This is a genomic window from Parapedobacter flavus (assembly GCF_035818675.1).
GTDB lineage: Bacteria > Bacteroidota > Bacteroidia > Sphingobacteriales > Sphingobacteriaceae > Parapedobacter > Parapedobacter flavus.
Genome location: NZ_JAYKZZ010000010.1, coordinates 37,215 through 61,114, shown reverse-complemented (window position 1 = coordinate 61,114; position 23,900 = coordinate 37,215). Strand labels below are relative to the sequence as shown.

General features: G+C 50.1%; 21 protein-coding genes and 1 tRNA gene. 14 read left to right on the top strand and 8 right to left on the bottom strand.

What is annotated here, in order from left to right:
- Positions 1-15: 15 nt before the first annotated feature.
- The 7 genes from U9S71_RS09155 (at position 16) to U9S71_RS09125 (ending at position 5,200) form a co-directional block, all read left to right on the top strand.
- Positions 16-711, top strand: a complete 696-nt coding sequence (locus tag U9S71_RS09155) for a response regulator transcription factor (protein ID WP_326326932.1) — start codon at positions 16-18, stop codon at positions 709-711.
- A gap of 132 nt (positions 712-843) precedes the next feature.
- On the top strand, positions 844-1,317 hold the full coding sequence (greA, locus tag U9S71_RS09150) for a transcription elongation factor GreA (RefSeq protein WP_326326931.1): 474 nt from the start codon (positions 844-846) through the stop codon (positions 1,315-1,317).
- Positions 1,318-1,453: 136 nt separating this feature from the next.
- Positions 1,454-1,864 (top strand): HIT family protein, encoded by a 411-nt coding sequence (locus U9S71_RS09145; protein ID WP_326326930.1) that lies wholly within the window; start codon positions 1,454-1,456, stop codon positions 1,862-1,864.
- Positions 1,865-1,929: 65 nt separating this feature from the next.
- Positions 1,930-2,589 (top strand): DedA family protein, encoded by a 660-nt coding sequence (locus U9S71_RS09140; RefSeq protein WP_326326928.1) that lies wholly within the window; start codon positions 1,930-1,932, stop codon positions 2,587-2,589.
- Positions 2,590-2,601: 12 nt separating this feature from the next.
- Positions 2,602-3,153, top strand: coding sequence for an inorganic diphosphatase (locus tag U9S71_RS09135; protein WP_326326926.1), 552 nt, complete (start codon positions 2,602-2,604; stop codon positions 3,151-3,153).
- Positions 3,153-4,466: a hemolysin family protein gene (locus U9S71_RS09130; RefSeq protein ID WP_326326924.1), complete on the top strand. Its 1,314-nt coding sequence runs from the start codon at positions 3,153-3,155 to the stop codon at positions 4,464-4,466. Before U9S71_RS09135 ends, U9S71_RS09130 begins: the two co-directional genes overlap by 1 nt.
- A gap of 11 nt (positions 4,467-4,477) precedes the next feature.
- The gene (locus tag U9S71_RS09125; protein ID WP_326326922.1) at positions 4,478-5,200 is read left to right on the top strand and encodes a 16S rRNA (uracil(1498)-N(3))-methyltransferase; all 723 of its coding nucleotides are present in this window, start codon (positions 4,478-4,480) and stop codon (positions 5,198-5,200) included.
- A gap of 4 nt (positions 5,201-5,204) precedes the next feature.
- Here U9S71_RS09125 and U9S71_RS09120 read toward each other — a convergent pair whose 3' ends face one another.
- The 3 genes from U9S71_RS09120 to U9S71_RS09110 are packed head-to-tail and all read right to left on the bottom strand — an operon-like array spanning position 5,205 to position 7,699.
- Complete coding sequence (locus U9S71_RS09120) at positions 5,205-5,681, bottom strand: hypothetical protein (protein ID WP_326326921.1); 477 nt, start codon at positions 5,679-5,681, stop codon at positions 5,205-5,207.
- A gap of 9 nt (positions 5,682-5,690) precedes the next feature.
- Positions 5,691-7,040, bottom strand: a complete 1,350-nt coding sequence (locus U9S71_RS09115; RefSeq protein WP_326326919.1) for an ABC transporter permease — start codon at positions 7,038-7,040, stop codon at positions 5,691-5,693.
- Complete coding sequence (locus U9S71_RS09110) at positions 7,037-7,699, bottom strand: ABC transporter ATP-binding protein (RefSeq protein WP_326326917.1); 663 nt, start codon at positions 7,697-7,699, stop codon at positions 7,037-7,039. The genes U9S71_RS09115 and U9S71_RS09110 overlap by 4 nt, the downstream gene beginning before the upstream one ends.
- Positions 7,700-7,934: 235 nt before the next feature.
- Here U9S71_RS09110 and U9S71_RS09105 point away from each other — a divergent pair, with 235 nt between their 5' ends.
- A complete protein-coding gene (locus tag U9S71_RS09105) occupies positions 7,935-9,179 on the top strand; it encodes a beta-helix domain-containing protein (protein ID WP_326326915.1) in 1,245 nt (414 codons plus the stop codon).
- 94 nt (positions 9,180-9,273) lie between these two features.
- Positions 9,274-12,090, top strand: a complete 2,817-nt coding sequence (locus tag U9S71_RS09100) for a TonB-dependent receptor (protein ID WP_326326914.1) — start codon at positions 9,274-9,276, stop codon at positions 12,088-12,090.
- A gap of 85 nt (positions 12,091-12,175) precedes the next feature.
- Here the strand turns inward: U9S71_RS09100 and U9S71_RS09095 are convergent, their stop codons facing one another.
- The 3 genes from U9S71_RS09095 to U9S71_RS09085 form a co-directional block, all read right to left on the bottom strand.
- The gene (locus U9S71_RS09095; RefSeq protein ID WP_326326912.1) at positions 12,176-12,916 is read right to left on the bottom strand and encodes a 3-keto-disaccharide hydrolase; all 741 of its coding nucleotides are present in this window, start codon (positions 12,914-12,916) and stop codon (positions 12,176-12,178) included.
- A 133-nt stretch (positions 12,917-13,049) separates the two neighbouring features.
- Positions 13,050-13,125, bottom strand: a tRNA-Gly gene (locus tag U9S71_RS09090).
- 64 nt (positions 13,126-13,189) lie between these two features.
- Positions 13,190-13,678: a regulatory protein RecX gene (locus U9S71_RS09085; RefSeq protein ID WP_326326910.1), complete on the bottom strand. Its 489-nt coding sequence runs from the start codon at positions 13,676-13,678 to the stop codon at positions 13,190-13,192.
- Between the two features lie 56 nt (positions 13,679-13,734).
- On the opposite strand from U9S71_RS09085, the gene U9S71_RS09080 reads away from it, so the two are divergent.
- Positions 13,735-16,197, top strand: a complete 2,463-nt coding sequence (locus tag U9S71_RS09080) for a bifunctional UDP-N-acetylmuramoyl-tripeptide:D-alanyl-D-alanine ligase/alanine racemase (RefSeq protein ID WP_326326908.1) — start codon at positions 13,735-13,737, stop codon at positions 16,195-16,197.
- Positions 16,198-16,267: 70 nt separating this feature from the next.
- Entirely contained in the window at positions 16,268-16,864 is a 597-nt protein-coding gene (locus tag U9S71_RS09075) for a DUF502 domain-containing protein (RefSeq protein ID WP_326326907.1), read from the top strand.
- 13 nt (positions 16,865-16,877) lie between these two features.
- On the opposite strand, the gene U9S71_RS09070 is transcribed toward U9S71_RS09075, so the two are convergent.
- The gene (locus tag U9S71_RS09070) at positions 16,878-17,723 is read right to left on the bottom strand and encodes a 3-hydroxybutyryl-CoA dehydrogenase (protein ID WP_326326905.1); all 846 of its coding nucleotides are present in this window, start codon (positions 17,721-17,723) and stop codon (positions 16,878-16,880) included.
- A 99-nt stretch (positions 17,724-17,822) separates the two neighbouring features.
- Positions 17,823-18,332, bottom strand: a complete 510-nt coding sequence (locus U9S71_RS09065) for a DUF4890 domain-containing protein (protein WP_326326904.1) — start codon at positions 18,330-18,332, stop codon at positions 17,823-17,825.
- A gap of 185 nt (positions 18,333-18,517) precedes the next feature.
- On the opposite strand from U9S71_RS09065, the gene U9S71_RS09060 reads away from it, so the two are divergent.
- The 3 genes from U9S71_RS09060 to U9S71_RS09050 all read left to right on the top strand — a co-directional run bounded on the left by U9S71_RS09060 (position 18,518) and on the right by U9S71_RS09050 (position 23,865).
- Entirely contained in the window at positions 18,518-21,529 is a 3,012-nt protein-coding gene (locus U9S71_RS09060; protein ID WP_326326902.1) for a TonB-dependent receptor, read from the top strand.
- 78 nt (positions 21,530-21,607) lie between these two features.
- Positions 21,608-22,543, top strand: coding sequence for an ABC transporter ATP-binding protein (locus U9S71_RS09055; RefSeq protein WP_326326900.1), 936 nt, complete (start codon positions 21,608-21,610; stop codon positions 22,541-22,543).
- A complete protein-coding gene (locus U9S71_RS09050) occupies positions 22,540-23,865 on the top strand; it encodes an ABC transporter permease (RefSeq protein WP_326326898.1) in 1,326 nt (441 codons plus the stop codon). Before U9S71_RS09055 ends, U9S71_RS09050 begins: the two co-directional genes overlap by 4 nt.
- The last annotated feature ends 35 nt before the right edge of the window (positions 23,866-23,900 follow it).

Below are 23,900 nucleotides of genomic sequence, written 5' to 3'. Positions count from 1 at the left end.
AATGGTATAGAAGATATGTATAAAAACATCAAAATAGCTATCGTCGAAGACGATGAAAACTTACGTTTTCTGGTAGCTCACCGCCTCGAATCAGAAAATTACACCATTATACAAACCGGAAATGGCGATGAAGCCGAACAATTGATACTGGAACAGAAGCCGGACATTGTGTTGCTTGATTGGATGCTGCCCGGTAAACAGGGTGCCGAGGTGTGTGCCAACCTACGGGATGCGGGGTTCACTAACCTCATTATCATGATGACGGCCAAATCGCAGGACGTAGACAAGATCGATGCCTATAGTTTTGGTGTATCAGACTACATCACCAAACCATTCAGCATGGACGTACTCGTGGCCATGATCGAAAATAAAGTTAAATATTTCGTTAACAACCAAGGGGTGGACCTCTATACCTTTGGCAAAACCGAACATCATCCAAATATCCACTCGTTGATTCGCGACGGTAAAAAAATTGAGCTCACCATTCTTGAAAACCGCATTTTACTCTACTTTCTTCAGCATGCCGGCCGGGTCATCACCCGCGATGAATTGATGCAGGTAGTATGGGGATATAGTTCCAACGTGAATACCCGGACACTCGATATGCACATTGTACGGCTACGCAAAAAAATTGAGCTTAATGCCGACAAGCCCTCCTATTTGCAGACCGTTAGGGGTATGGGATACAAGTTTGTGGATAACCCTACGTAGGGCCGGCCAAATATTCTTTGTTTTTTTGTTTATTGAAAAGTATTGCCTATCTTCGTGATATTCGAGCAAGGCCATACCTCAGGAACGGTATGGTCTTGCTTCTTTTTTTGACTTTATTTTTAATTCATAATTATGGCAGAATTAACGTATTACAGCAAAGAGGGATTGGAAAAACTCAAAGAAGAGTTACAGTATCTCAAAACGGAAGGCCGGGCGAAAATCGCCAAAGCCATTGCGGAAGCGCGCGATAAGGGAGATTTGTCTGAAAATGCCGAGTATGACGCGGCAAAAGATGCCCAGGGATTGCACGAAGCTAAAATAGCGAAGCTGGAGCAGAGCTTGTCTAATGCACGCGTAATTGACGAATCTACGCTGGATACATCAAAGGTATTAGCGCTATCTATCGTTAAGCTTAAAAACGTAAAGAACGGAAGCGTGATGACGTACCAACTCGTATCTGAAACGGAAGCGGACTTGAAAGCCGGTAAAATTTCTGTCAAATCACCCATAGCACAGGGGTTGCTCGGCAAGTCCATTGGCGACAAGGCGCAGATCGAGGTGCCGGCGGGCCAAGTAGAGCTGGAAATCTTGGATATTTCCAGGTAGGGACGTTACGGTTATGTGCGGGTTTGCCATAACCGCACGTGCTGAAACCATATTATATTAGGGCGGCTGTTTTCAAAACCAGCCGCTTTTTTTATATTTGCAATAACGACAGTTTGTTCATTTTCACTCATTCAATATGCCTACCATTTTCTCAAAAATCATCGATGGCGAAATAGCCGCTTTTAAAGTCGCCGAAAGCAATGATTATCTGGCTTTTTTAGATATCAATCCCTTAGCAAAGGGCCATGTATTGGTTATTCCCAAACAGGAGACAGATTACCTGTTTGATATCGGCGACGACGAGTACATGGGGCTTTGGATTTTCGCCAAAATTGTTGCACAAGGCATTAAGCGCGTTTACCCCTGCGAGCGCATTGGCGTCGCGGTGGTTGGTTTGGAGGTTGCCCATGCACATATCCACCTGATTCCCATTGATCACGTCGGTGATATTGATTTCAACAGGCCTAAGCTTAAACTAAGCCAAGAAGCATTTGCGGAGAGTGCCGAAGCCATAAAACAAGCCATTCTTGAAGTAACCCAGGGTTAGCCTCTGTGTAACCACAAAGTGTTTTGGCGGTAAGGGCAATTTGTGTAAATTTGTAACAGATAACTATGCAAGAATTCTGGGATTCTTTTTCACAATTGCTTGATGCGGAAGCATTATTAATGTCTGGAGGCTTCTATCTTGTTATATTTGTCGTTTTTGCTGAGACCGGTCTTTTTTTTGGCTTTTTCCTTCCAGGTGATTACCTGCTGTTTTTAGCAGGGCTTTTCTGTGCTTCCGGCATGTTGAATGTGAATATCGTGACCCTGTGCCTCGGGCTTTTCGGAGCCGGTGTTTTGGGTAATTTTACGGGCTACTGGTTTGGTTGGCGAACGGGGCCGATGCTCTTTAAACGGAAAGACACGTGGATCTTTAAGCGACGGTATGTGGTGATGGCCGAAGAATTTTACCACAAGTATGGCGGTACCGCATTGATCATTGGTCGTTTTGTGCCGATAATACGTACATTTGCTCCCATATTAGCAGGTATTGTACAACTAAATTTCCGTAAGTTTGTAATGTACAATGTTTCGGGGTGTGCGATTTGGGTGTTGACATTAACGTTGTCGGGTTTTTTTTTAGGACGTCAGTTTCCCCAGATTACCCACTATATTGAATATATAATTGTAGGATTCATCACTATTTCATTTACACCTATTTTGATTGCGTTGATCAAGAGAAAGCTGCGGCACAACAAAAACGTTGAAACAAAAAACAATAAACCCTAATCGCTATTCAGCATGAGCATATTGCACCCGTGGCATGAAGTATCCCCCGGCGATGACGTTCCGTCGTCCGTCAACGCCATCATCGAAATCCCAAAAGGATCAAAAGCTAAATACGAAATAGATAAAGACAGCGGACTGATAAAGTTAGACCGCGTGCTGTTTTCATCTGTGATGTATCCTGCCAACTATGGTTTTATTCCGCAAACCTACTGTGATGACAAAGACCCATTAGACATCTTGGTGCTGTGCTCGGTAGATGTTTACCCCATGAGCATTATTGAGGCTAAGGTCATCGGTGTGATGCACATGATAGACAATGGCGAACAAGATGATAAGATCATTGCCGTTGCCAAGAATGACATGTCGGTAAACTACATTAATGACCTATCCGAGTTGCCGCCGCACACGATGAAGGAAATTGTCCGTTTTTTCCAAGATTACAAAGCCTTGGAACGGAAAAATGTGACAATAGAACGTCTTTTTGGTCGTTCGTATGCTTACAAGGTTATCCAAGAGAGCATCGATTTGTACCAGAAAGAGTATGCTAACCTAACGATGACTTAATGGGCTGGGAAATTTTTTGGACATTTTTTCTGGTTTTTGCAAATGGTTTTTTTGTTGCCGCCGAGTTTGCAATCGTTAAAGTCCGGGCTTCCCAGATTGAGATTAAGATTAAGACCGGTAGTCAAGTGGCTCTTGTGGCCAAACACATCACTAGCCACCTCGACGGTTACCTGGCGGCTACCCAACTGGGCATCACCATATCGTCACTTGCCTTGGGTTGGGTCGGTGAGGCCGTGATGACGGACATCGTTTCGGCGGTTTTTGGGTGGTTCAATGTTGAACTTACTGGTGCCGTAGCCAAGAACCTTGGCCATGTACTGGCTTTTAGTATCATCACGGTGCTACACATCGTCTTTGGCGAGTTGGCGCCCAAGTCGATTGCGCTACAGCGCCCCATTGGGACAACGTTGGGCATCGCACTGCCTTTGCGGTTTTTCTATTTGTTGTTCCGACCCATTATCTGGGTGCTGAATGGCTTTGCCAACATGCTGCTTAGGTTGATGGGGTTCAAGGTAAACGTAGGGGAGGCGCACCACTCGTCCGAAGAGCTACAGTACCTTCTCGATCAGGGACGGGAGAGTGGCGCACTGGATATGGTTGAACACGAATTGATCAAGAATGTGTTTGAATTCAACGAGCGCATTGTGAAAAATATCATGGTGCCGCGCACTAAGATATCGGCTATAGAGATGAATTGTTCGGGAAAGGATGTCATTGACCGCATTACCAACGAAGGATATTCCCGTATCCCCATTTACGACGATAATATCGATCAGATCATCGGAATCGTGCATACCAAGGATATTTTGCCCATCTTGGCTAACGGAAAAGAATTGGTGCTTCGGAACATTATCCGGAAACCCTATTTTATTCCGGAAACCAAGAAAATCAACGATTTGATGGCCGAATTCCAACAGAAGCGCATACAGATAGCCATCGTGTTGGATGAATTCGGCGGGACAGCGGGAATGGTTACGCTAGAAGATATCATGGAAGAATTGGTTGGGGAAATCCAAGATGAATACGATGAGGAAACACCCATTGTCGAAAAAATATCCGATACGGAATACATGGTCGATGCGAGTGCTAACGTGCACGACGTTAATGAGTTTTTACCCAAAGAACTGCCGGAGAGCAGCGACTACGATACCATTTCGGGTTTGGTGAGCGATTTGTTCGATAAGATACCCGACGTTGGGGAGCATACCGAATTTCATGGATATAACTTCATCATCATGAAAAAGACGCAGCAGAATATCGAGTTTGTGAAACTGGAGCTAATTGCCGTCTCTAACGAGGAGGATGAGGAGTAACATTCAGCGATTTGCACCTTTTTTATACACCAGACATACAGCCACAGCATAAAGCTTTCATCCTCAATGAGGAGGAGAGCAAGCATGCCGTTCGCGTGCTCCGCCTATCGGCCGGCCAGCGGGTTCAATTGATCGATGGAAGAGGGGGGCGGTACACCGCTATGGTGACCGATGCCCATCCCAAGCGGGCCGTACTGGAAATACTTTCGGTCAGCACCGGCGAAGGAAAGCATCCTTATCATTTGCACATTGCCATGGCTCCTACCAAGAATATGGATAGGATGGAGTGGTTTCTCGAAAAAGCGACAGAAGTTGGGGTAGATGAGGTTACGCCAATTATTTGTGATCATTCGGAACGGACGGCAGTGAAGCCCGAGCGCTTGCATAAGGTTGCTGTGGCCGCGATGAAACAATCACAGCGCGCTTACCTGCCCCAAGTAAACCCCGCTATCCGATTTGCTGATTTCGTCAAGCAGGAGCTGGCTGGAAAGCGTTTCATTGCACATTGCGCGGACGGCGAAAAAAAGTACTTCAGCCAACTATTGCAACCGAGTGAGCCAACAGTCGTCCTCATCGGCCCCGAGGGTGATTTCAGTGCCGCAGAAATCGATGCGGCTATCCGTAATGGTTATATGCCGACGACATTCGGTACGATGCGGTTGCGCACCGAAACGGCAGGCCTGGTGGCTTGCGTGGAGGCGCATTTGCGCCATGTCGCCTACCTAGAAAATTAATGGATTAAATCAGCTCTGCATCCAGTATCTGGATTTCGGCGTTGCCCTCTTGGGTGTTCGCATTCAGGTGTACCGTGCCCTTGATTTTAATAGGTTCTTCTGTAAACCGCACTTTTTCACCTTTTTTCATGAAAATCTCCACCATCGGTGGAACCTCGCCCTGTCCGCAAAACATACACTGCATAATGGGTAGTACCGAGAGCATGAAGGTCTCATGGTCGCGCCCCCCGTTCATCGGTACCAAGTAACCGGGCAATGTAACCGTCTTCTTATCGATGGCTTTCAATTCGTCGGGGAAGTGGGGAGTGTATATGGTCTTGCTATCCTTGTGGGTTACCTTATACATCAGCGTGTTGATTTTCTCCCATGTGTCATTCATCATGGGGGTATGGTCGGGAACTTGCCCGAAAAGTTCGTCTTGTTGGGCATGGGCACCGTGTATTCCGATGGCCATGAATGCGATGATAATCAGCTTCTTCATTGTATTTATCTAATTTCCTGCTAACGTTTGTGATATCGATGTCCGGTACGCTTTCACGGCGGGGATGACCGCGGCCAGAAAGCCAATGGCTACACCGATAACAACAAGCACCGCCTCCTGCGGTAATAGGTGGAACACTTCCACGAAAGAGGCTGTTTCGCCCGTGCTGGCACCGATCAGGTAAAGTGCGGTATGACCAATCACGATACCCACCAGCGCACCCACAAAGGTAAGCAATATTCCCTCTGCAATCACTATGCCGAAGAGTTTGGCTTGTGATGCGCCTAGCGTGCGCATGACGGCGAGGTCATATTTCCGGCTTTTCAGCGCATTATATAAGCTAATGAACACGCTGAGTGCCGCCATAAACATAATTACATAAGCAAGTACCTGAAGGGAGTCGATACCGATGCCCAGCAGGGAGAAAAGACGGGCGCTTTCCAGTGCCGGCGATGCGGCCTGCATCGACGTATGCTGGTTAACCAGACGAGGGAACATCCCTATAGCCGCCGGATTGCTGTATTGGATGAGCATACTGGTGATTTCCCGCTCGCCGGACCCCACATCGCCGAGCATGCTCTTGACGAGCACGGGTTCATCGGCTTGTTGATGATCATGTTCAGCGTGGTCATGATCATGGTGTTCACCATGGTGATGCTCATGTTCTTCAATGCCCGCCACATCGTGGTCGTGCTCATCATGCCCATGATCATGGTCGTCGTGGTCATCCATGGATCCGCCATCATCCCCGTGCATGCGCCATACGCTGGCCAGGTTAGCGATAATCAGCCGATCCACCACGTGATGGCCAGGCTTTAAAATACCGGTAATGATATACGGGTGCTCGTCGTGCGTATGCGCTTCATCACTCAGTCCGTGGGCCCCATAGATCTCATCCCCGATGTGGAGGTTGTGTTTACGCGCCACATCGGCGCCGATCACCGCCTCGAAATCGGCCTGCCACAGCCTGCCTTCCGCCAGCTCCAATCCATAGAGTTGCAGAAAGGTGCTATCCGTTCCAACAATCCGGTGTCCGCGATAATTATCGCCCAACGAGAGCGGAACCGCAAGTTTGACCATGGGGTTGGCTGCCAGCTTCTGCGCTTCGGCAAGGCTGATGTTACCCGTAGGGTTATCCATGTGGTAAATACTGCTCAACATGAGCTGTATTGGGCTCCCTTTGGCGCCTACTACGAGGTCTATGCCCCGGCTATTGCTGCCAAGCTGCTCTTCGATCTGGTGTGATGTAAGGAGCAGCAAACAAAGGATACCGGTGCCGAATGCGGTCAATAGCATACCTAAAATTGAGGTAGCCGGATTCTGACGGATGTTTTTCCAAGCGATTTGTAACATGTTCATGCAGCACCTCCCACTTGGTAAGTGTGTTCAAAACGTGTCTTCACCCGCTTGTCGTGTGTTGCGATAATCAGGGTTGCGCCGTGTTGGGTTGCCTGTGTAAGGAGAAGATCGAGCACCCGCTCGGTATTGCGGTCATCGAGTGATGCCGTAGGCTCATCGGCCACTAAAATGGTGGGGTGGTTGACAACAGCCCGGGCAATGGCCGCCCGTTGCATCTGGCCCCGGCTTAATTTGCTTGGGTAGCCGTTTGCTTTATGGTCGAGTTCCAGTAGGCTAAGTACCTCCTTTATGCGCCCGTGATCGACCGGCTCCCCGGCGAAGCTTTGGGCGATTTGTAGGTTTTCTTTAACCGTAAGGCTCTTTACGAGGTGTGCTTCTTGGAAAATCAGTCCGATACGCTGCCCACGATAGGTATCCAGCTTTCGCGAGGATAAGTCATATAGTTCCTGGCCATCGATCTGCACCGATCCCATCTGTGGCTTGAGCAACCCACTGAGGATGTGCAATAGGGTGGTCTTGCCGCTACCCGAGTTACCCAAGATGAGGGTGTGTTGTCCGGCAGGAATCGTCAAATCTGCAAACTGCAGCATTTCGCCGCCCGGATAGCGGTGTGTGATGCCACGCAGGGAAGCGACGGATGTCAATAGGTCTTGCGTCATAGTCAAAAAGCGGGATTTTATGCCCCTATGCAAACCTAAGTTATTCCATCCAAATAGGCGGTATGTAGATGCAACTTTATTGTGATTTAACCCGCCACGCAAGGGCCTGATGGCTGTTCACGATGCGTTAACATTAAATTCACTGAAACATGATACTGGCTGAACGTTGGCTTTACATTAAATAAATTCCTTTGTAGAAGAAATTATAGGAATGAAAACTACAAAAATGAAAGTCATGAAAAAGCTTTTTTTACCCTTTCTGGCCGTGTGCGCAATCGGATTTGTGACCAGCTGTTCAAAGGATGGCCCAGCACCGGGTGATGGTGACGGCGATGGTGGAGAAGAATTGGTTAAGACGGGGGTCATCACCGAAGATGAAACCTGGACAGCGGAGAACGTATATATTTTGGATGGCCGTGTTGTCGTTGATGAAGGCGTTACCCTGACCATTCAGGCGGGCACCATTGTGAAAGCGGAAGATGGACAGGAAGCCAATGCATCGGCCTTGATCGTTGATCAGGGTGCTCGTTTACTGGCCGAAGGTACGGCGAGCAAGCCGATTATCCTTACTTCCGTAAACGACAATATCCAACCCGGTGAAACGGAGAGCACATTAGAACTGGCTGATGCCGGCCAATGGGGTGGTTTAATCCTGTTGGGTCGCGCGCCAATTTCGGTTAGCGGCGCAAGTGGTACCGCCTTGATCGAAGGTATCCCCGCCGGGCTTTCCTACGGCACGTATGGTGGCGATGATGCCGTCGATGAGTTTGCCCCCGGCCAAGGCGGGAGCAAATTGAATTACATCTCTATCCGCTTCAGCGGTGTCGCGTTGAAACAGGATTCTGAAATCCAGGGTTTGACGTTGGGGGGTGTTGGTTCTGCTACTTCCATAAAGAATATCGAGATCTATTCGAATCTCGACGACGGAATCGAGGCATTCGGCGGTAATGTGAATATTGAAAACCTGTTGGTTATTGGACAACAAGACGACGGTATCGACCTCGACCAATCATATGCCGGTACCGTATCAAATGCGTTTGTGATTCAAACGGCAGAATCGGGTAGTGGTCTTGAAATCGATGGTCCGGAAGGCGATATGGAAGCGTCGTTCACCCTGCGTAATATCACTATCGATGCCGGTAACTTTGAAGGCAAGCTTATCGCTGATTTCCGTAGCCGCGCGATGGGCACATTGGAAAATATATATGTATACAACATTAACGCTACGGGGGCAACGGTCAACGTGGCTGACGCCACTACGGGAGCCAACTATAACGCTAATAAATTGATTTTCAAGTCCTGGGAATTGGTGTTGCCGTCAGGTAAGTCGGTCAGTGATTTGTTTACTGCCGATGCTTCAGTAACAGACAACGCTGCGTTTGCTGGAAACGCTACTGGCGTGGCAGCTGGGTCGGAAACGGTTGGTGCCGATCTTTCAGTATTCGGCTGGACATATGCGAAATCAACAGGTGCTTTTTAACTTAATTGAATAGTGCTATTAAGTCCATCTTCCAAAAGCCAATGGGAGATGGACTTCTTTTTTAACCGAACAAACAAAAGAAATTATTCTGCAAATGAATAGCCGTATTTATACATCGCTCATTGCAATCATGTGCTTACCCTTCTTGCTGATTGCTGATGAAATTGGCCGGATTACAGGAAAGGTAACCGATGAAGGCTTTAACAAACCGTTGACCGGCGTGAGTATACAAGTCATTGGTCATGTCGAAGCAGCTAGGACGGATTTTGAAGGCGATTTCTCCCTGGGCCTGCCTTCGGGCACTTATACGCTACGATTTTCCTACTTAGGTTATGCCGTTAAGGAGGTTAGTGAAGTAACGGTAGAATCGGGCAAGGCAGTGGAGTTGGATGTAACGATGATGGCCGAGACAGACGAGCTGGAGGAGGTCGTCATCACGGTGACCGCTCGGCGGAACACGGAAATTTCCCTGCTTAACATGCAGCGTAATGCAGGTGTGGTCATGGATGGCCTATCGTCGCAGACAATCAAACGGTCGGGAGCGAGCACCATAGTTACAGCGGTGCGCACGGTGCCCGGTATTTCGGTACAAGAGGGTAAATATGTTTATGTGCGTGGGCTGGGCGATCGCTACAGCAAATCCATCCTGAACGGTATGGACATACCCGGGTTGGACCCCGACAAAAACACCGTACAGATGGATATTTTTCCGACCAATATTTTGGAAAACATTGTCGTGATCAAATCGGGCGCTGCCGATTTACCCGCCGACTTCACCGGAGGCGTGGTCGATATCATAACAAAAGATATCCCCGCTGAACGGCAGTTGGGGGTTTCCCTCTCGGTGGGCTACAACCCCGATATGCATTTCAAGGATAATTACGTCAGCTACCAGGGGAGCAACACCGATTTCGTGGGTTTTGACAATGGGAAGCGGAAGTTACCGATCAGCCCTATGCTAGACATCCCCAATCCGGCCGCTTCAAATAACGAATCGCTCGAAGGGATTACCCGGTCGTTTGATCCGCTGATGGCGACGGAACGCAGCAGTAGTATGCCCGACATGAGCTTTGGTCTGGACTTCAGTAACCAATATGCCGTTGGCGAGAATAAATTAGGCGTGATTGCGGCGTTGAATTATAAAAACTCGACCCATTTTTACGAGGGCTTCGAAAACGGCCTCTATTGGCGTGCGCTCCAGTCGGACCAAAACCCCGAGTTGCGCCCCGATCGCACCACAATAGGCGATCTGGGCGGGCAAAACGTGTTGCTGTCGGGCTTGGTAGGGTTAAACCTCAAGACAACACAATCGAAATATACGTTAAATCTGTTGCACATCCAGAATGGTGAAACACGGGCGGCGTTGTTCGATCAGCAAAACCGTATCTCCAATATCAATCAGGTACTTCGGCACAATTTGGACTACAGTCAACGATCGGTGTCTAACTTGCTGCTTAGCGGTAAACATAGTAATGAAGATGCGTCGTTTTTAACGGAATGGAAGGTATCGCCCTCGTTGGCCCGTGTGCACGATAAAGACGTGCGGTTAACCTCATTCGTTCGGGAGGGCACGAGCTACCGTGTCGCATCGGATTCGAGGTACCCCACACGGATATGGCGGAATTTGGACGAATTCAACGGGGTCGGAAAAGTTGACTTCACCAAAAGCCTTACCGTCCTTAGTCGAAATGCTGCATTAAAATTTGGCGGGTTGTACAGCTATAAACAGCGCGATTATTCAATCAACAATTATACCATCCTTCTCCGGAATATCAACTCTGCGGAATTGAATGGCGACCCAAATGCGATCCTGCTGCCGGAAAATATATGGACCCCTGAAACCAACATCGGCTATTACATGTCGGGCGAGTACCAGCGGGCCAACGTGTTTGATGCATCCCAGCATACGGGGGCAGCGTATGTTTCTACGGAATTCAGGCCGTTCGAGCGCCTCCGGGCCATTATCGGCGTACGCGCCGAGCAGTACACCACGTTCTTCACGGGTGAGAATATTGACAGACTGAAGTATGATAACGAGCAGACCCTCCATACGCTAGACCTGTTTCCGTCGGCAAACTTGATTTATGGCCTCGCCTCGCACCATAACCTGCGGTTTTCCTACTCACGTACCACGGCCAGACCCAGTTTCAAGGAGCTGTCTGTCGTTCAGATTTATGATCCGCTCACCGACACGCGTTTTCTGGGAAACCTCGATTTAGTACCTACCTATATCGATAATTTCGATATGCGCTATGAGCTGTTTGGCGACCAAGCAGAAATGTTTGCGATCAGCGGCTTTTACAAGTATTTTACCGATCCAATCGAATTCCAAGTATATTCGGATGCTGCACCCAGCGATTTCATTTCACGTAATGCGTCGTCTGCCAACGTATATGGGGTTGAGGTAGAGGGCCGGAAGAACTTCGGATTTATCTCGGAGTCGTTATCCGATTTGAGCTTGAATGTGAACGTGTCGTTGGTTAAGTCGGCCATCAAGATGGGAGAGAGTGAGTACAACTCGAGGCTACATTTCGCCCGTGATGGCGAAGAAATCGACGACGAACGGGCATTGCAAGGTCAATCGCCCTATTTAATCAATGCCAGCCTCAACTACAATAACGTGGGTAAAGGCTTTGAAGCGGGACTGTTCTATAATGTCCAAGGGGAAACATTGGAGATTATCGGCTTCTCCCAGAATGCTGATGTGTATACAGCGCCCTATCATAACTTAACCTTTAACCTGATAAAAAAAGTAGGGGCGGATAAGCGCAGCGCCATCAACGGGAAGGTAGAGAATATATTAGGCGCCGAACGCCGAAGCATATACCAAGCCTATATGGCAACCGACCAGCTATACCAGCACCGTGCCCCCGGCCGGACCTTCAGTATAGGATATAGCTATAGCTTTTAGGGGGACTCGAAGAAACAATGAGTAAAAAAAGGCCGTCTCAAAGTGGAGAGACGGCCTTTTAGGTTCTTTGAGATTGCCCGTTGATCTACAATTCCTTGATGCGGATATTGCGGTAGGCTACCACATTGCCATGGTCTTGGAGCGCAATCTTGCCCTTAGGATATTTAGCAAAGCCTTCCCAATCTTTGAATTTGCTGTCGTTGAGTAAGGCCTCCCATTCGGGGGTGCCAATAGTCACGTCCGCCGTCTGTACGTCATTCAGCCATAAGGTGATCTGACCATTATTCTTGCGGATACGTGCTTGGTTCCATTCGCCTACAGGCTTTGGCTTCGACACTTCGGTGCTTCCAATTAGATCATAGAGCGTGCCGGCCAAGTGTGTTTCGTCGTGGCGATCGGCACCGTCGATGTTATCCAATACCTGCATTTCAATGCCGGTTTGATAGGTGGCGGTGAATTCGGGCACTTCGTGGACGCTGAAGATGATACCGCTATTGCCGCCTGATGAAATCTGCCATTCCAACTCCAATTCGTAGTTTTCATATTCGCCATCCGTCACAATGTCGCCACGCTGCTCGGCAGGTAGTTCGGGGTTGAAACGTAGCTCACCGTTTTCTGCGGTCCAAGCTGCAGTAACCGTATCGCGCAAATAGGTATGCCACCCATTGGTCGTTTCCCCATCAAATAAGGGTACCCACCCATCGTTTTCGGCCGTAGCATCGGTAGCCGTTGAGTCTTGTCCATCGTCGCTTTTCTGTCCGGATCCGCATGCAGCTAAAAATACGACAGCGAAAGTAACAGTTAACCAGTTTTTTGGATTTTTCATGTTTAAAGTAATGTGATGTTCTTTAATCGTTTGTTTGAGCGTCAATACTACGAACTTATTTTTAAATTGTGTGGGTTTAAGCAGAATAATTTACTAAAAAACCCTTTCCATCATCGATAGAAAGGGTTTTCTTTGGAGCGAAAGACGAGGTTCGAACTCGCGACCTCAACCTTGGCAAGGTTGCGCTCTACCAACTGAGCTACTTTCGCTTGCTGTTTGTGGATGCAAATATAGTGGAGTTTTCGGCTTCTGTCAAATAATTTTTTGAAAAAATCACAAGTCGTTGTCATTCAACAACTCGAAGATCAACTCGCTTTCGTACCCCTTTCCCAATGCATACCGCACCAGCTTGTTTTTCCGCTTATAGGGGTCTTTTTCCTTTTCCTGCCCGGCTTTGGCACGCAGCAAATCCAAGAGTTTGTCGCGGTATTCCTGTCCGTCCAGCGCGCCCAGTGCCGCCCGGATGAGCAGGGGCGACACCGCTTTTTGCTTAAGCCCTTGTTTGATTTTATATTTTCCCCATCCATTCATCCGGAATTTGCCCGAAGCATAGGCGAAGGCAAACCGTTCTTCATTTAAAAAACCATCCGTGATGAGCTCAGCGATAACTTGCTCGACGTCATCACGGTACAGCCCCCAGTGATACAGCTTGTCGCGCACTTCCTGTTGGGAGCGTTCCTGGTAAGCGCAGTAGGCTTCAGCCTTGCTTTTTGCTTGCCCCGGTGTCAGCTTTTTATCGGGTGAGCGGGATAAATCATCCATACCAGCAAATTGGTAAAAAATTCCCGCAGTACCCAAAAAATGTTGAAATTCGTGGCATGGCTATGCACCCCCAAGTTTATACCATCCGGCAGGTTTCAGAAATGATGCAAACGGTAGCTGTTTGGCTGGCCGATGAGACCGCTACCATTGCTACGCTGCTGTACGATAGCCGGCGGTTGAACGACACAGCACAAGGCCTCTTTTTCGCTTTGGTAGACCGCAGGGATGGCCATCGGTATGTCGGTGATGCCTACGCTGCGGGCGTCCGGAACTTTGTCGTTTCGAAGGAATGGGATAACAAGGACCAGTTTACCATGGCCAATTTTATTGTGGTTACCGATACGCTTCAAGCCCTTCAGGACCTCGCGGCCAGCCACCGTGCACGGTTTGCCTACCCCGTTATCGGCATAACGGGCAGTAATGGTAAAACCATGGTGAAGGAATGGCTCACGCAGTTGCTTGCGCCCGACTACCGTATAGCCCGTAGCCCGAAAAGCTACAACTCCCAGATTGGCGTAGCGCTGTCGCTGTGGCAGCTGGATGCCAGCCATGAATTGGCAATCATCGAAGCCGGCGTGAGCAGACCGGGCGAAATGGACGCGTTGCAACGGATGATCCGGCCGGATATCGCCGTGCTGACAACCGTAGGGCCGGCGCATGACGACGGCTTTCCATCAAGGAAGGCTAAAATTGCCGAGAAACTGACGCTGTTCCGCCATACCGAACAAGCGATATATTCGCCGGATGACACGGACGGGGTGCCCGTACCTTCGGCAGGCAGGCACTTCACATGGGGCAAAACAAAGGCAACATTAACGGTGCTTGCCCATGAGGTGGTTACCGATCGTCGCAGCGTCATCCATGCACGGTACGGCGGACAGGACGCCGCCATCGATATCCCCTTTACCGACGCAGCAGCGCGAAGCAACGCGCTTTGCTGCTGGGCCATATTACTGGCCATGGGTTACCGGCAGGAGGTGGTCGCTGAGCGAATGGCCCTGTTGCAACCCGTAGAAATGAGGCTGGAGATGAAGAAAGGCATCAACAACTGCACGGTAATCGACGATAGTTACAGTAACGACCTCGCATCGTTGACCATTGCGCTTGATTTCCTCAAGCAGCAGCATCGCCACCCAACGCGCACGCTCATTTTATCGGATCTGCCAGGCGCGACAACGAGTGAAGATCCTATTTATAAGAGTTTGTTTAAACTACTGGAAAATAGCGGTATTAACCGTTTTATTACTGTAGGGCCCATGTTGCATGCGCTCACGGAAACCCACAGCGCGATCACGCATCAAGCATTTACGGATACCGATGCGTTATTGGCAGGGCTGCCGGGTTTGGGATTCCAAAATGAGACCATCTTATTGAAAGGCGCCAGGCGGTATACGTTTGAACGGGTCAGTGCGGCGCTGACGGCCAAAGTGCACGACACCACCTGGGCGATAAATTTGAGTGCGGTAGAGCATAACCTTAACCAGTACAGGGCGCTGTTACCCCCGCCGGTGAAACTGATGGCCATGGTCAAGGCGTTCTCTTACGGCAGCGGCGATTTCGAGATGGCTAGCCTGCTGCAGTTTAACCGCGTAGATTACCTTGCCGTGGCGTATGCCGATGAAGGGGTAGAACTCCGCAGAGCGGGTATCTGGATGCCCATTATGGTGATGAACCCGAGACCAGCTTCGTTTGATACGCTTTTGGCGCATCGGCTGGAACCCGAAATATACAGCTTTGGGATGTTAGCTGCGTTGATCGACGCATTGGCATCACGGAACCTCAGCGATTACCCCATCCACATCAAAGTAGATACCGGCATGCACCGATTGGGCTTTTCACCGGGCGATGCGGCCAAACTGGCAATACAGCTCAAGGAAGCGGGCGCCATGAAGGTCATCTCGGTGTTCTCGCATCTCGCCGCTGCGGGCGAACCGGCGCATGACGCGTTTACGGCAAACCAATTGGCCAGTTTCCAGGCATTCGCGGACGAACTGGTAGCCGGGCTGGGGTACCCGGTGCTCCGCCACATCGCTAATTCGGCCGCCATACAGCGCTTGCCGCAGGCACACCTGGATATGGTACGGCTGGGGATCGGCTTGTATGGCGTGGGAGATAGGGGAAGTGCTTTGTCATTACAGCAGACCGGAACGCTGAAAACGGTCATCACGCAGTTGAGGGTGGTACCAGCCGGTGATACCGTGGGCTATGGACGGCGTGGCCTTATCACAGAAGACCGTGTTATAGCAACGGTGAATATCGGCTATGCCGATGGCTACGATCGGCGCTTCGGCAACGGGGTAGGGTATATGCTGGTCAACGGCGCGAAAGCCCCCACGGTCGGCGACGTCTGCATGGATATGACGATGCTTGATCTGCTTGGAATCGATGCAGACGTGGGCGACGAGGTGATCGTGTTTGATGACATCGCAAAACAAGCTGCCGCTATCGATACCATCCCCTACGAATTGCTCACCGGTATTTCACAGCGCGTAAAACGAATTTATTATTACGAGACATGAGGCGGGTTTCGGATGTTAGATTTTCGGACAATGATGATACAAAAGCGCAAAAAGGCAAATAGCAAAAAACATGAAAAATAAAACGATACGTCTGTTTTTCAACTACCTAATCAAGGGCACCCTAGTGGTACTGCCGCTGGCAGGTGCGCTATTTCTAATCGTTTGGATCGTAGCCAGCATCGACTCGGCACTGAACCTCAGCAGCTGGTTCTGGGAGGATGAGTCGGGTAGCCCGCTCTACGTGCCCGGGTTGGGAATACTCACCGTTATCGTGGGGTTGGTCATCGTGGGGATGATATTCACCAACGTGGTAACCGCACCGATATATAATTGGTTCAACGACCTGATCAACCGGATTCCGCTGTTCAACACGTTATATTCATCGATTAAGGATTTTACCGAAGCATTTGTAGGCGACGCCAAAAAATTCAACGAGCCGGTATTGGTTGAAGTGAATGAAACCGGGTTGAAAAAAATCGGGTTCCTTACCCAACGCGATTTGGGTAAACTTGGTTTGCCAGGCGAAGTGGTCGTTTATTTTCCCTATTCTTATTCCTTTGCGGGCCAAGTGGTTATTGCCAAAGCCGAACGGGTGAAACCACTGGCCATGAGCGCTACCGATGCGATGAAACTCGTCGTTTCCGGCGGAGTGAGTGGCTTGGAATAGCGGTGCCCCAACGTTAGTAGGCGTAAAACCCTTGGCCGGATTTTTTGCCCAGTTTACCGGCAACCACCATGTTGACCAGTAATGGGCACGGTGCGTATTTCGGATTGCCGAAACCGTCATGCAGCACCCGCAAAATGGCCAAGCATACGTCCAGGCCGATAAAGTCGGCCAATTGCAGCGGCCCCATGGGATGGGCCATGCCGAGTTTCATGACGGTGTCTATCGCTTCCACATCGGCCACCCCTTCATAAAGCGTATAAACGGCTTCATTGATCATAGGCATCAAGATACGGTTGGCCACAAACCCCGGATAGTCGTTTGCCTTTACAGGAACTTTATCCAATTGCTTTGAAAGCGCTACAACCGTGCTTGTTGTACTATCCGATGTAGCATGCCCGCTGATGACCTCTACGAGCTTCATCACCGGCACCGGATTCATAAAATGCATTCCGACCACGCGGTCCGGCCGCTGTGTAGCCGCGGCTATTTTGGTAATCGAAATGGACGAGGTATTGCTCGCCAAAATGGCTTGTTGGGGGGAATGCTTGTCGAGTTGCTCAAACAGCGACAGTTTCACCTGTTCATTTTCCGTAGCTGCTTCAACTACCAGGTCGGCAGCACGTACCCCTGCACTCAAATCGGTATAGGTGGTAATCCGGCCGAGAATACCCTCCTTGTCTGCCGCCGTAATCATCTCTTTCTTGATCTGGCGGTCCAGATTGTTGGCCATGGTGGTTAGCGCTTGCGCAAGTGCGCCCGGATGGATATCAACCAGTGCCACCTCAAATCCATATTGTGCAAAAGTGTGGGCAATACCGTTGCCCATGGTGCCCGACCCGATAACGCTTATCCGTTGCATAGCATTCCAATTGGTTCGCGGCAAACCTAATAAAAAAACGCCCATCCGCCAAAAGCGGAGTGGGCGCTCATCATCAAACTTAACCAAAAATATGAATCGTTATTCCGTTTTTTCGGGCGATGTTTCCGACGCGCTGGTACTGTCCACTTTTTTATGGATGTCGCGCTTGCCCCTTCGGGTCCGCTCACCCCTAGATTTACCGTTTTGCCGCCTATCGCGCATTGATTTCATTTTTTCCGCCCGTTCGGCTTGTTGCTGCTTGAGTATTTCGCGCTGCTCGCCCGTAAGGACTTTGTTCAAACGCTCTTGCGATGCTTTCATGGCCTCCCTACGTTCGCCCATTTGGGTGGCGCGTTCCTCGCGCGTTGCTTCCGACTGTGCCCTGCGGTCCTTCCGTTCTGCCTGCATTTTCTTCGCATCTTCCAAACTCAGCTCATATACCGCGCGCTGTTGTTCTTCGGATAGGGTGAGCTCTTCCGTCAAACGATCCGTACGCATCTGTGCGATTTCCTCGGCACTTTTGAGCGTCCGTCGCTCACGTTCCTGCGCGAAGGCCGAGAAAGCCATCCCCGAAAGCAGGAGGGTAATTAATACTGCATTTTTCATCATACTCAGTTTTCAATTGTTACACCTTTTTCTACATCCACCCGCCATGGATGGACGTTGTTTTGGTAAGAGTGGTTTTAGCGATAAAAGTTTAATACGGCAGCTGTTAAAAAATGTTAATCTATTAATTAATGACCTATTGAAATAATTCGTATTATTGTCGGAACCCAATTATAACTATGAAAGATATGGCACACCTAAAGATCCGCAAGCGCTATGGATGGTATGGTTTACTGTTCGCGTTCCAGCTTTTTTTTCTTCCCGCTGCTGCACAAACGTCGATTTCCGGATCGGTTTCCGATGCGACAGGACGGCCACTGGTCGGGGTTAGCATCCAGGTAAAAGGTAAGATCGTCGGTACCACCACGAACGATGCCGGCGAGTTTACCCTGCGCGTAAATAATCAATTGCCCCTCATGTTACAGGTTTCGTCCATCGGTTACGGATCGCAAGAGATCACCGTAAGCGAATCATCGCCGGCGCTAGTTATTGTCATGCACGAGCAGACCATTATGGCATCGGAAGTCGTGGTGTCGGCCTCGCGTATCGAAGAAAGCGTGTTGGAGTCGCCCGTGTCTATCGAAAAACTGAATGTACTGGGCATCCGGGAGAGCCCACAACCCAGTTTTTATGACGCACTGCAAAACCTGAAAGGCGTTGAGATGAGCACGCAGTCGGTTACTTTCCGATCGGTCAATACCAGGGGCTTCAGCGCGAACGGCAATACCCGGCTGGTACAGCTGATGGACGGCATGGACAATCAAGCCCCGGGACTGAATTTTGCCGTGGGCAATGTGGTAGGGATGTCGGAACTCGATGTGGAAAGCGTAGAGCTTCTACCTGGGGCTGCTTCAGCATTGTACGGCCCCAATGCCATCAACGGACTGCTGTTGATGAACAGCAAATCGCCGTTTACGTACCAAGGGCTAAGTGCCTATGTGAAGACCGGGCTGATGAGTGCCTCCAACCGTACGCAGACCAACACCGCGTTTTACGATGTGGCCGTTCGTTTCGCAAAAGCATTCAACGATAAATTTGCTTTCAAGGCCAATATCGCCTACCTCAAGGCCGAAGATTGGCAGGCAACGGACTACCGCGACCAGAGTTATACCAATAATACCAATCTCGAAAACAATATCGGTAATACCCAGGGCAACCCTACTTATGATGGGGTGAACTGGTATGGCGATGTAGGGGCAAATCTTTATGATATTTTGTATGCCAATGGCATGCCGGGTGACGGCTCCGAGGGGTCATCGGCTGCATTGGGGGCCATATACACCACACAGATACCGGAAATCGGCGGCGTAACATTGCCGCAGTTTATCGCGGGCGCGGACCCGCTGCAACAGGTGGCGGCTGCGCGCAGCATCTTCCAAAACATGGTGCCGCAGTATTACCAGGCCGCACCGGGCTATGCCGAACCGCAGCTGACGGACTACCCGACAAAAAGTTTAAAGCTCAATGCATCCTTGCACTACCGGATCAATGATCAGGTGGAAGCCATCCTGCAAGCCAATTGGGGTAAGGGTTCTACGGTGTATACCGCTGCCGATCGGTACAATATCCAGAATTTTACACTGGGGCAGTACAAGGCCGAACTTCGGGGCGATAATTTCTTTGTGCGCGGATACACGACACGGGAAAATTCGGGCGACGCGCATGCGCTCGGCGTGCTGGGCAGCCTAATGAGCCAGCGATACCTGCAAACCGCCATCGGGGCAGGGGCACCCACTTTTGTTCAAAATGCGTACACGCAGTATGCCGGAGCATTTTTGGCGGCCTATGGGCAGGCTAGGGAAGAGGGTGGTGCTGACCATGCTACTGCATTGGGCATTGCCCAAAACGCCGCAAATACCCATGCTGGTGCCAATCGTGGGGGGTGGATGGCCGATGCCATGGCACCCGCACTGGAGACGGCAGATGGCATGTTCCTACCGGGCGGGTCCGACTTCGATGCCACCATGGCCGACATCAAGACGCGGGCCATCCCGGCCGGCGCCAATTTTCTCGACCGTTCCAATATGTACCATGCCGAAGGCATGTTTAATTTCAAGCAGCAGATCGACCCCGCTATCGTGGAGCTTATTGCGGGGGGCAATTACCGGATGTATGACCTCAATTCGGAGGGTACCCTCTTTGCGCTCGATGCTAACGGCGACGAATTCAATATCCGCGAATGGGGTGCTTATGTGCAGGCAGGGCGCAATTTCAATGATATTTTTAAGTTGACGGCATCGTTGCGCTACGACAAAAACGAGAATTTCAAGGGCCAGTTCAGTCCACGTGTATCGGGCGTGCTTACCGTGGCCGACCACCACAACTTCCGCGCGTCATTCCAGCGCGGTTTCCGCATACCCACCACCCAGAACCAATATATCAACCTGCTCACACCACAGGCGCGGATCATCGGTGGCTTGCCGCTCTTCCGCGAACGTTACAACATGATTGACAATCCGGTATATGCGCTGTCGGATATCCAAAGCGGCAACATCGAGCCCTACCAGTTCGAAGAATGGGAACCCGAAAAGGTGGAGACCTATGAAATAGGCTATAAAAGCGCTATCGACAACAGGCTTTTCGTCGACCTCTTCTATTACTACAACCGCTTCCTCTCGTTCGAGGGAGCAGCTGTATTGGTACAATTAAAAGACCCCAACGGATCAGTTGCCGACCTGGCCGACCCGACGCGCCGCAATGTGTATAGCATGCCGCTGAATGCACCACAGGTACTTAAAAACTCGGGCTGGGGCATCGGGTTGGATTATGTGATTGGACGCGGCTATACGCTCAGCGGCAATGTTACGCAGAACGTATTGCTAAACGACGAGGAACTGCGCGAGCAGGACCCCGCGTTTATCACGTTTTTCAACTCGCCCAAATACCGGTTTAACCTCGGGTTCGCCAACCGCGATATCAATCGGACCGGATGGGGCTTTGGTCTCACGTTCCGCCACCAAACGGAGTTCTTGTGGAACGCAAGCATGGGCACCCCAGCTGTGAATATCGGCAGGCATTCGATGATTCCGGCATACTCGACCTTCGACGCCCAGGTAAGCAAAAAGATTCCCGCCATCAAATCCATCGTGAAATTCGGTGGTACCAACATCGGCAATAACTTATATACCACTGGTTTCGGTAATCCATCGGTAGGAGGCCTTTATTATGTTTCCCTCTTGTTTGACCAGTTGCTGAATTGACGAAAGGCTGCTGCGGCAGCAAAGGCTGTAACAATCCCAGTGGATGTGCGTCATAGGTCTAAAACCACGAAACACACGATGCTGGAGATTAAAAATATGGTGAAGCAATATGCCAACCACCGGGCGTTGGACGATGTGTCTACCAATGTTGAAAAGGGAAGCATATTCGGTCTTCTGGGCCCAAACGGGGCAGGCAAAACCTCGCTTATCCGAATCATCAACCAAATCACGGCGCCCGATGGCGGGGAGATATACTTTGACGGTGAACGGTTGAATCCCAAACACATTGGGCGTATCGGCTACCTTCCGGAGGAGCGGGGCCTGTACAAAAAGATGGAGATTGGCGAGCAGATGCTATACCTCGCCCAATTGAAGGGGCTTTCGAGAAGCGAGGCGACCGATCGGATCAAACATTGGTTCGAAAAAATGGAGATGCAGAGCTGGTGGCACAAGAAAGTCGAAGACCTGAGCAAGGGCATGCAGCAGAAAGTGCAATTTGTTGCTACCGTGGTGCATCAGCCCGATTTGATCATCCTCGATGAGCCGTTCACGGGGTTCGATCCGGTGAACGTGAACATCATCAAAGAAGAGATACTGGCCCTTAATCGTAGTGGGGCAACCATCATTTTTTCTACCCACCGGATGGAATCCGTTGAAGAGCTGTGCGACACGATTGTGCTCATCAACAAGTCTAAAAAGATCCTGGATGGCAAGGTGAAGGAAATCAAAAACGCCTACCGTACGAACACCTACCGGGTGGAATACCTCCACCGCGAGACGCACCTCACCGACATTCCCGATCTATTCACCATCAATGGCCGTGAAGAGACTGGCGACAACACCACGCTAACGCTACAGATTGCGGATGGCAAGACCATTAACGATGTATTGGTATACCTGATCCCGCTGGTACAAATCCACGAACTCAAGGAGGTTATCCCGAGTATCCACGATATCTTTGTGCAACAAGTAACCGCCAAAGCGAATTCCACCTTTAACGCAGCGTCCTCATGAATAAGATATTACTGATTGTCAAGCGTGAATACCTGAGCCGCGTGAAGAAGAAATCTTTCCTGCTGGTGACTTTCCTTGTCCCGCTGTTTCTCATCGGGATTTATGCACTCACCATCTACCTCACGGCCAAAAGCTTTGAAAACAACCAAGCGACCGTTTACGTGGTAGACCAGAGCGGGTTGTTTAACGGGAAGGTTGGCAATACGGACGACATCACATTTTTGGAAGGGTCTGGCGACATCGCCGCCGAAAAGAAACGGATAATGACCGAGGAGGGGAAGACATTTCTTCTGGTTATTCCGGCGGATGTATCGGCATCGTCGCACGTGGAGCTTTTCGCCAAAGAAACAGCCAGTTTTGGCGTGCAGGACGAGATTACCGACCAGTTGGAAGATGTGCTTCGCGACAGGGCCTTTGCCGACGCCGGCATCGACCGAACCACGGTGGAAAGCATCCGTCCGGATGTGCGCCTTTCTGCCAAGGAAATGACTGATGAAGGCGAAAAAGATAGCAGCGCCGGGGCTGCCATGGGAATTGCCATGTCGCTTTCCATCCTGGTGTACATCTGTCTTTTCTTGTACGGGTCGCAGGTAATGCGGGGTATCATCGAAGAGAAGAACAGCAGGATCGTAGAGGTGATCATCTCGTCGGTAAAACCCTTCCAGTTGATGATGGGTAAGATTCTCGGTATCGGCTTGGTCGGGCTTACCCAGTTTATCCTCTGGATTCTGCTGTCCACAGCTTTAGCGGGTGTAGCAGGTACGAGCATTATGGGAGGTGATGGGATGAAGGCGCAGGTTGAGCACCAACAGCTCATGCCCGATAATGGCGCTTCGGCAGCGGTTGGTTCGGAGATGGGCATGGTCGACAAGGTTACCCAAGAGCTGGGTAAAGTCGATTTCCAAACCATTATCATCACGTTCTTGCTCTATTTCTTTGGCGGGTACCTGCTGTATAGCGCGTTGTTTGCCGCGGTGGGTTCTGCGGTAGATAGTGAAACCGAGACCCAGCAATTCATGCTCCCGATTACGATTCCGCTCTTACTTACCTATATGTTATCGTTCGGCGTATTGATCAACGATCCGCATGGGCCGCTGGCGTTTTGGTTGAGCATGATACCGTTCACCTCGCCCATAGCCATGCTGGTGCGGGTGCCCTTTGGGGTCCCGGTATGGGAAATTGCCCTATCGTTTGCCCTGCTGGCGGGCGGCTTTATCCTTACCACCTGGGTGGCCGGTCGTATTTACCGGGTGGGCATCCTGATGTACGGCAAGAAAGCCAGTTATAGAGAATTGGTTAAATGGTTCCGTTATAAAGGGTAGTTGATTGTGAGCAAGTGAGATTGTGAACTTGTGAG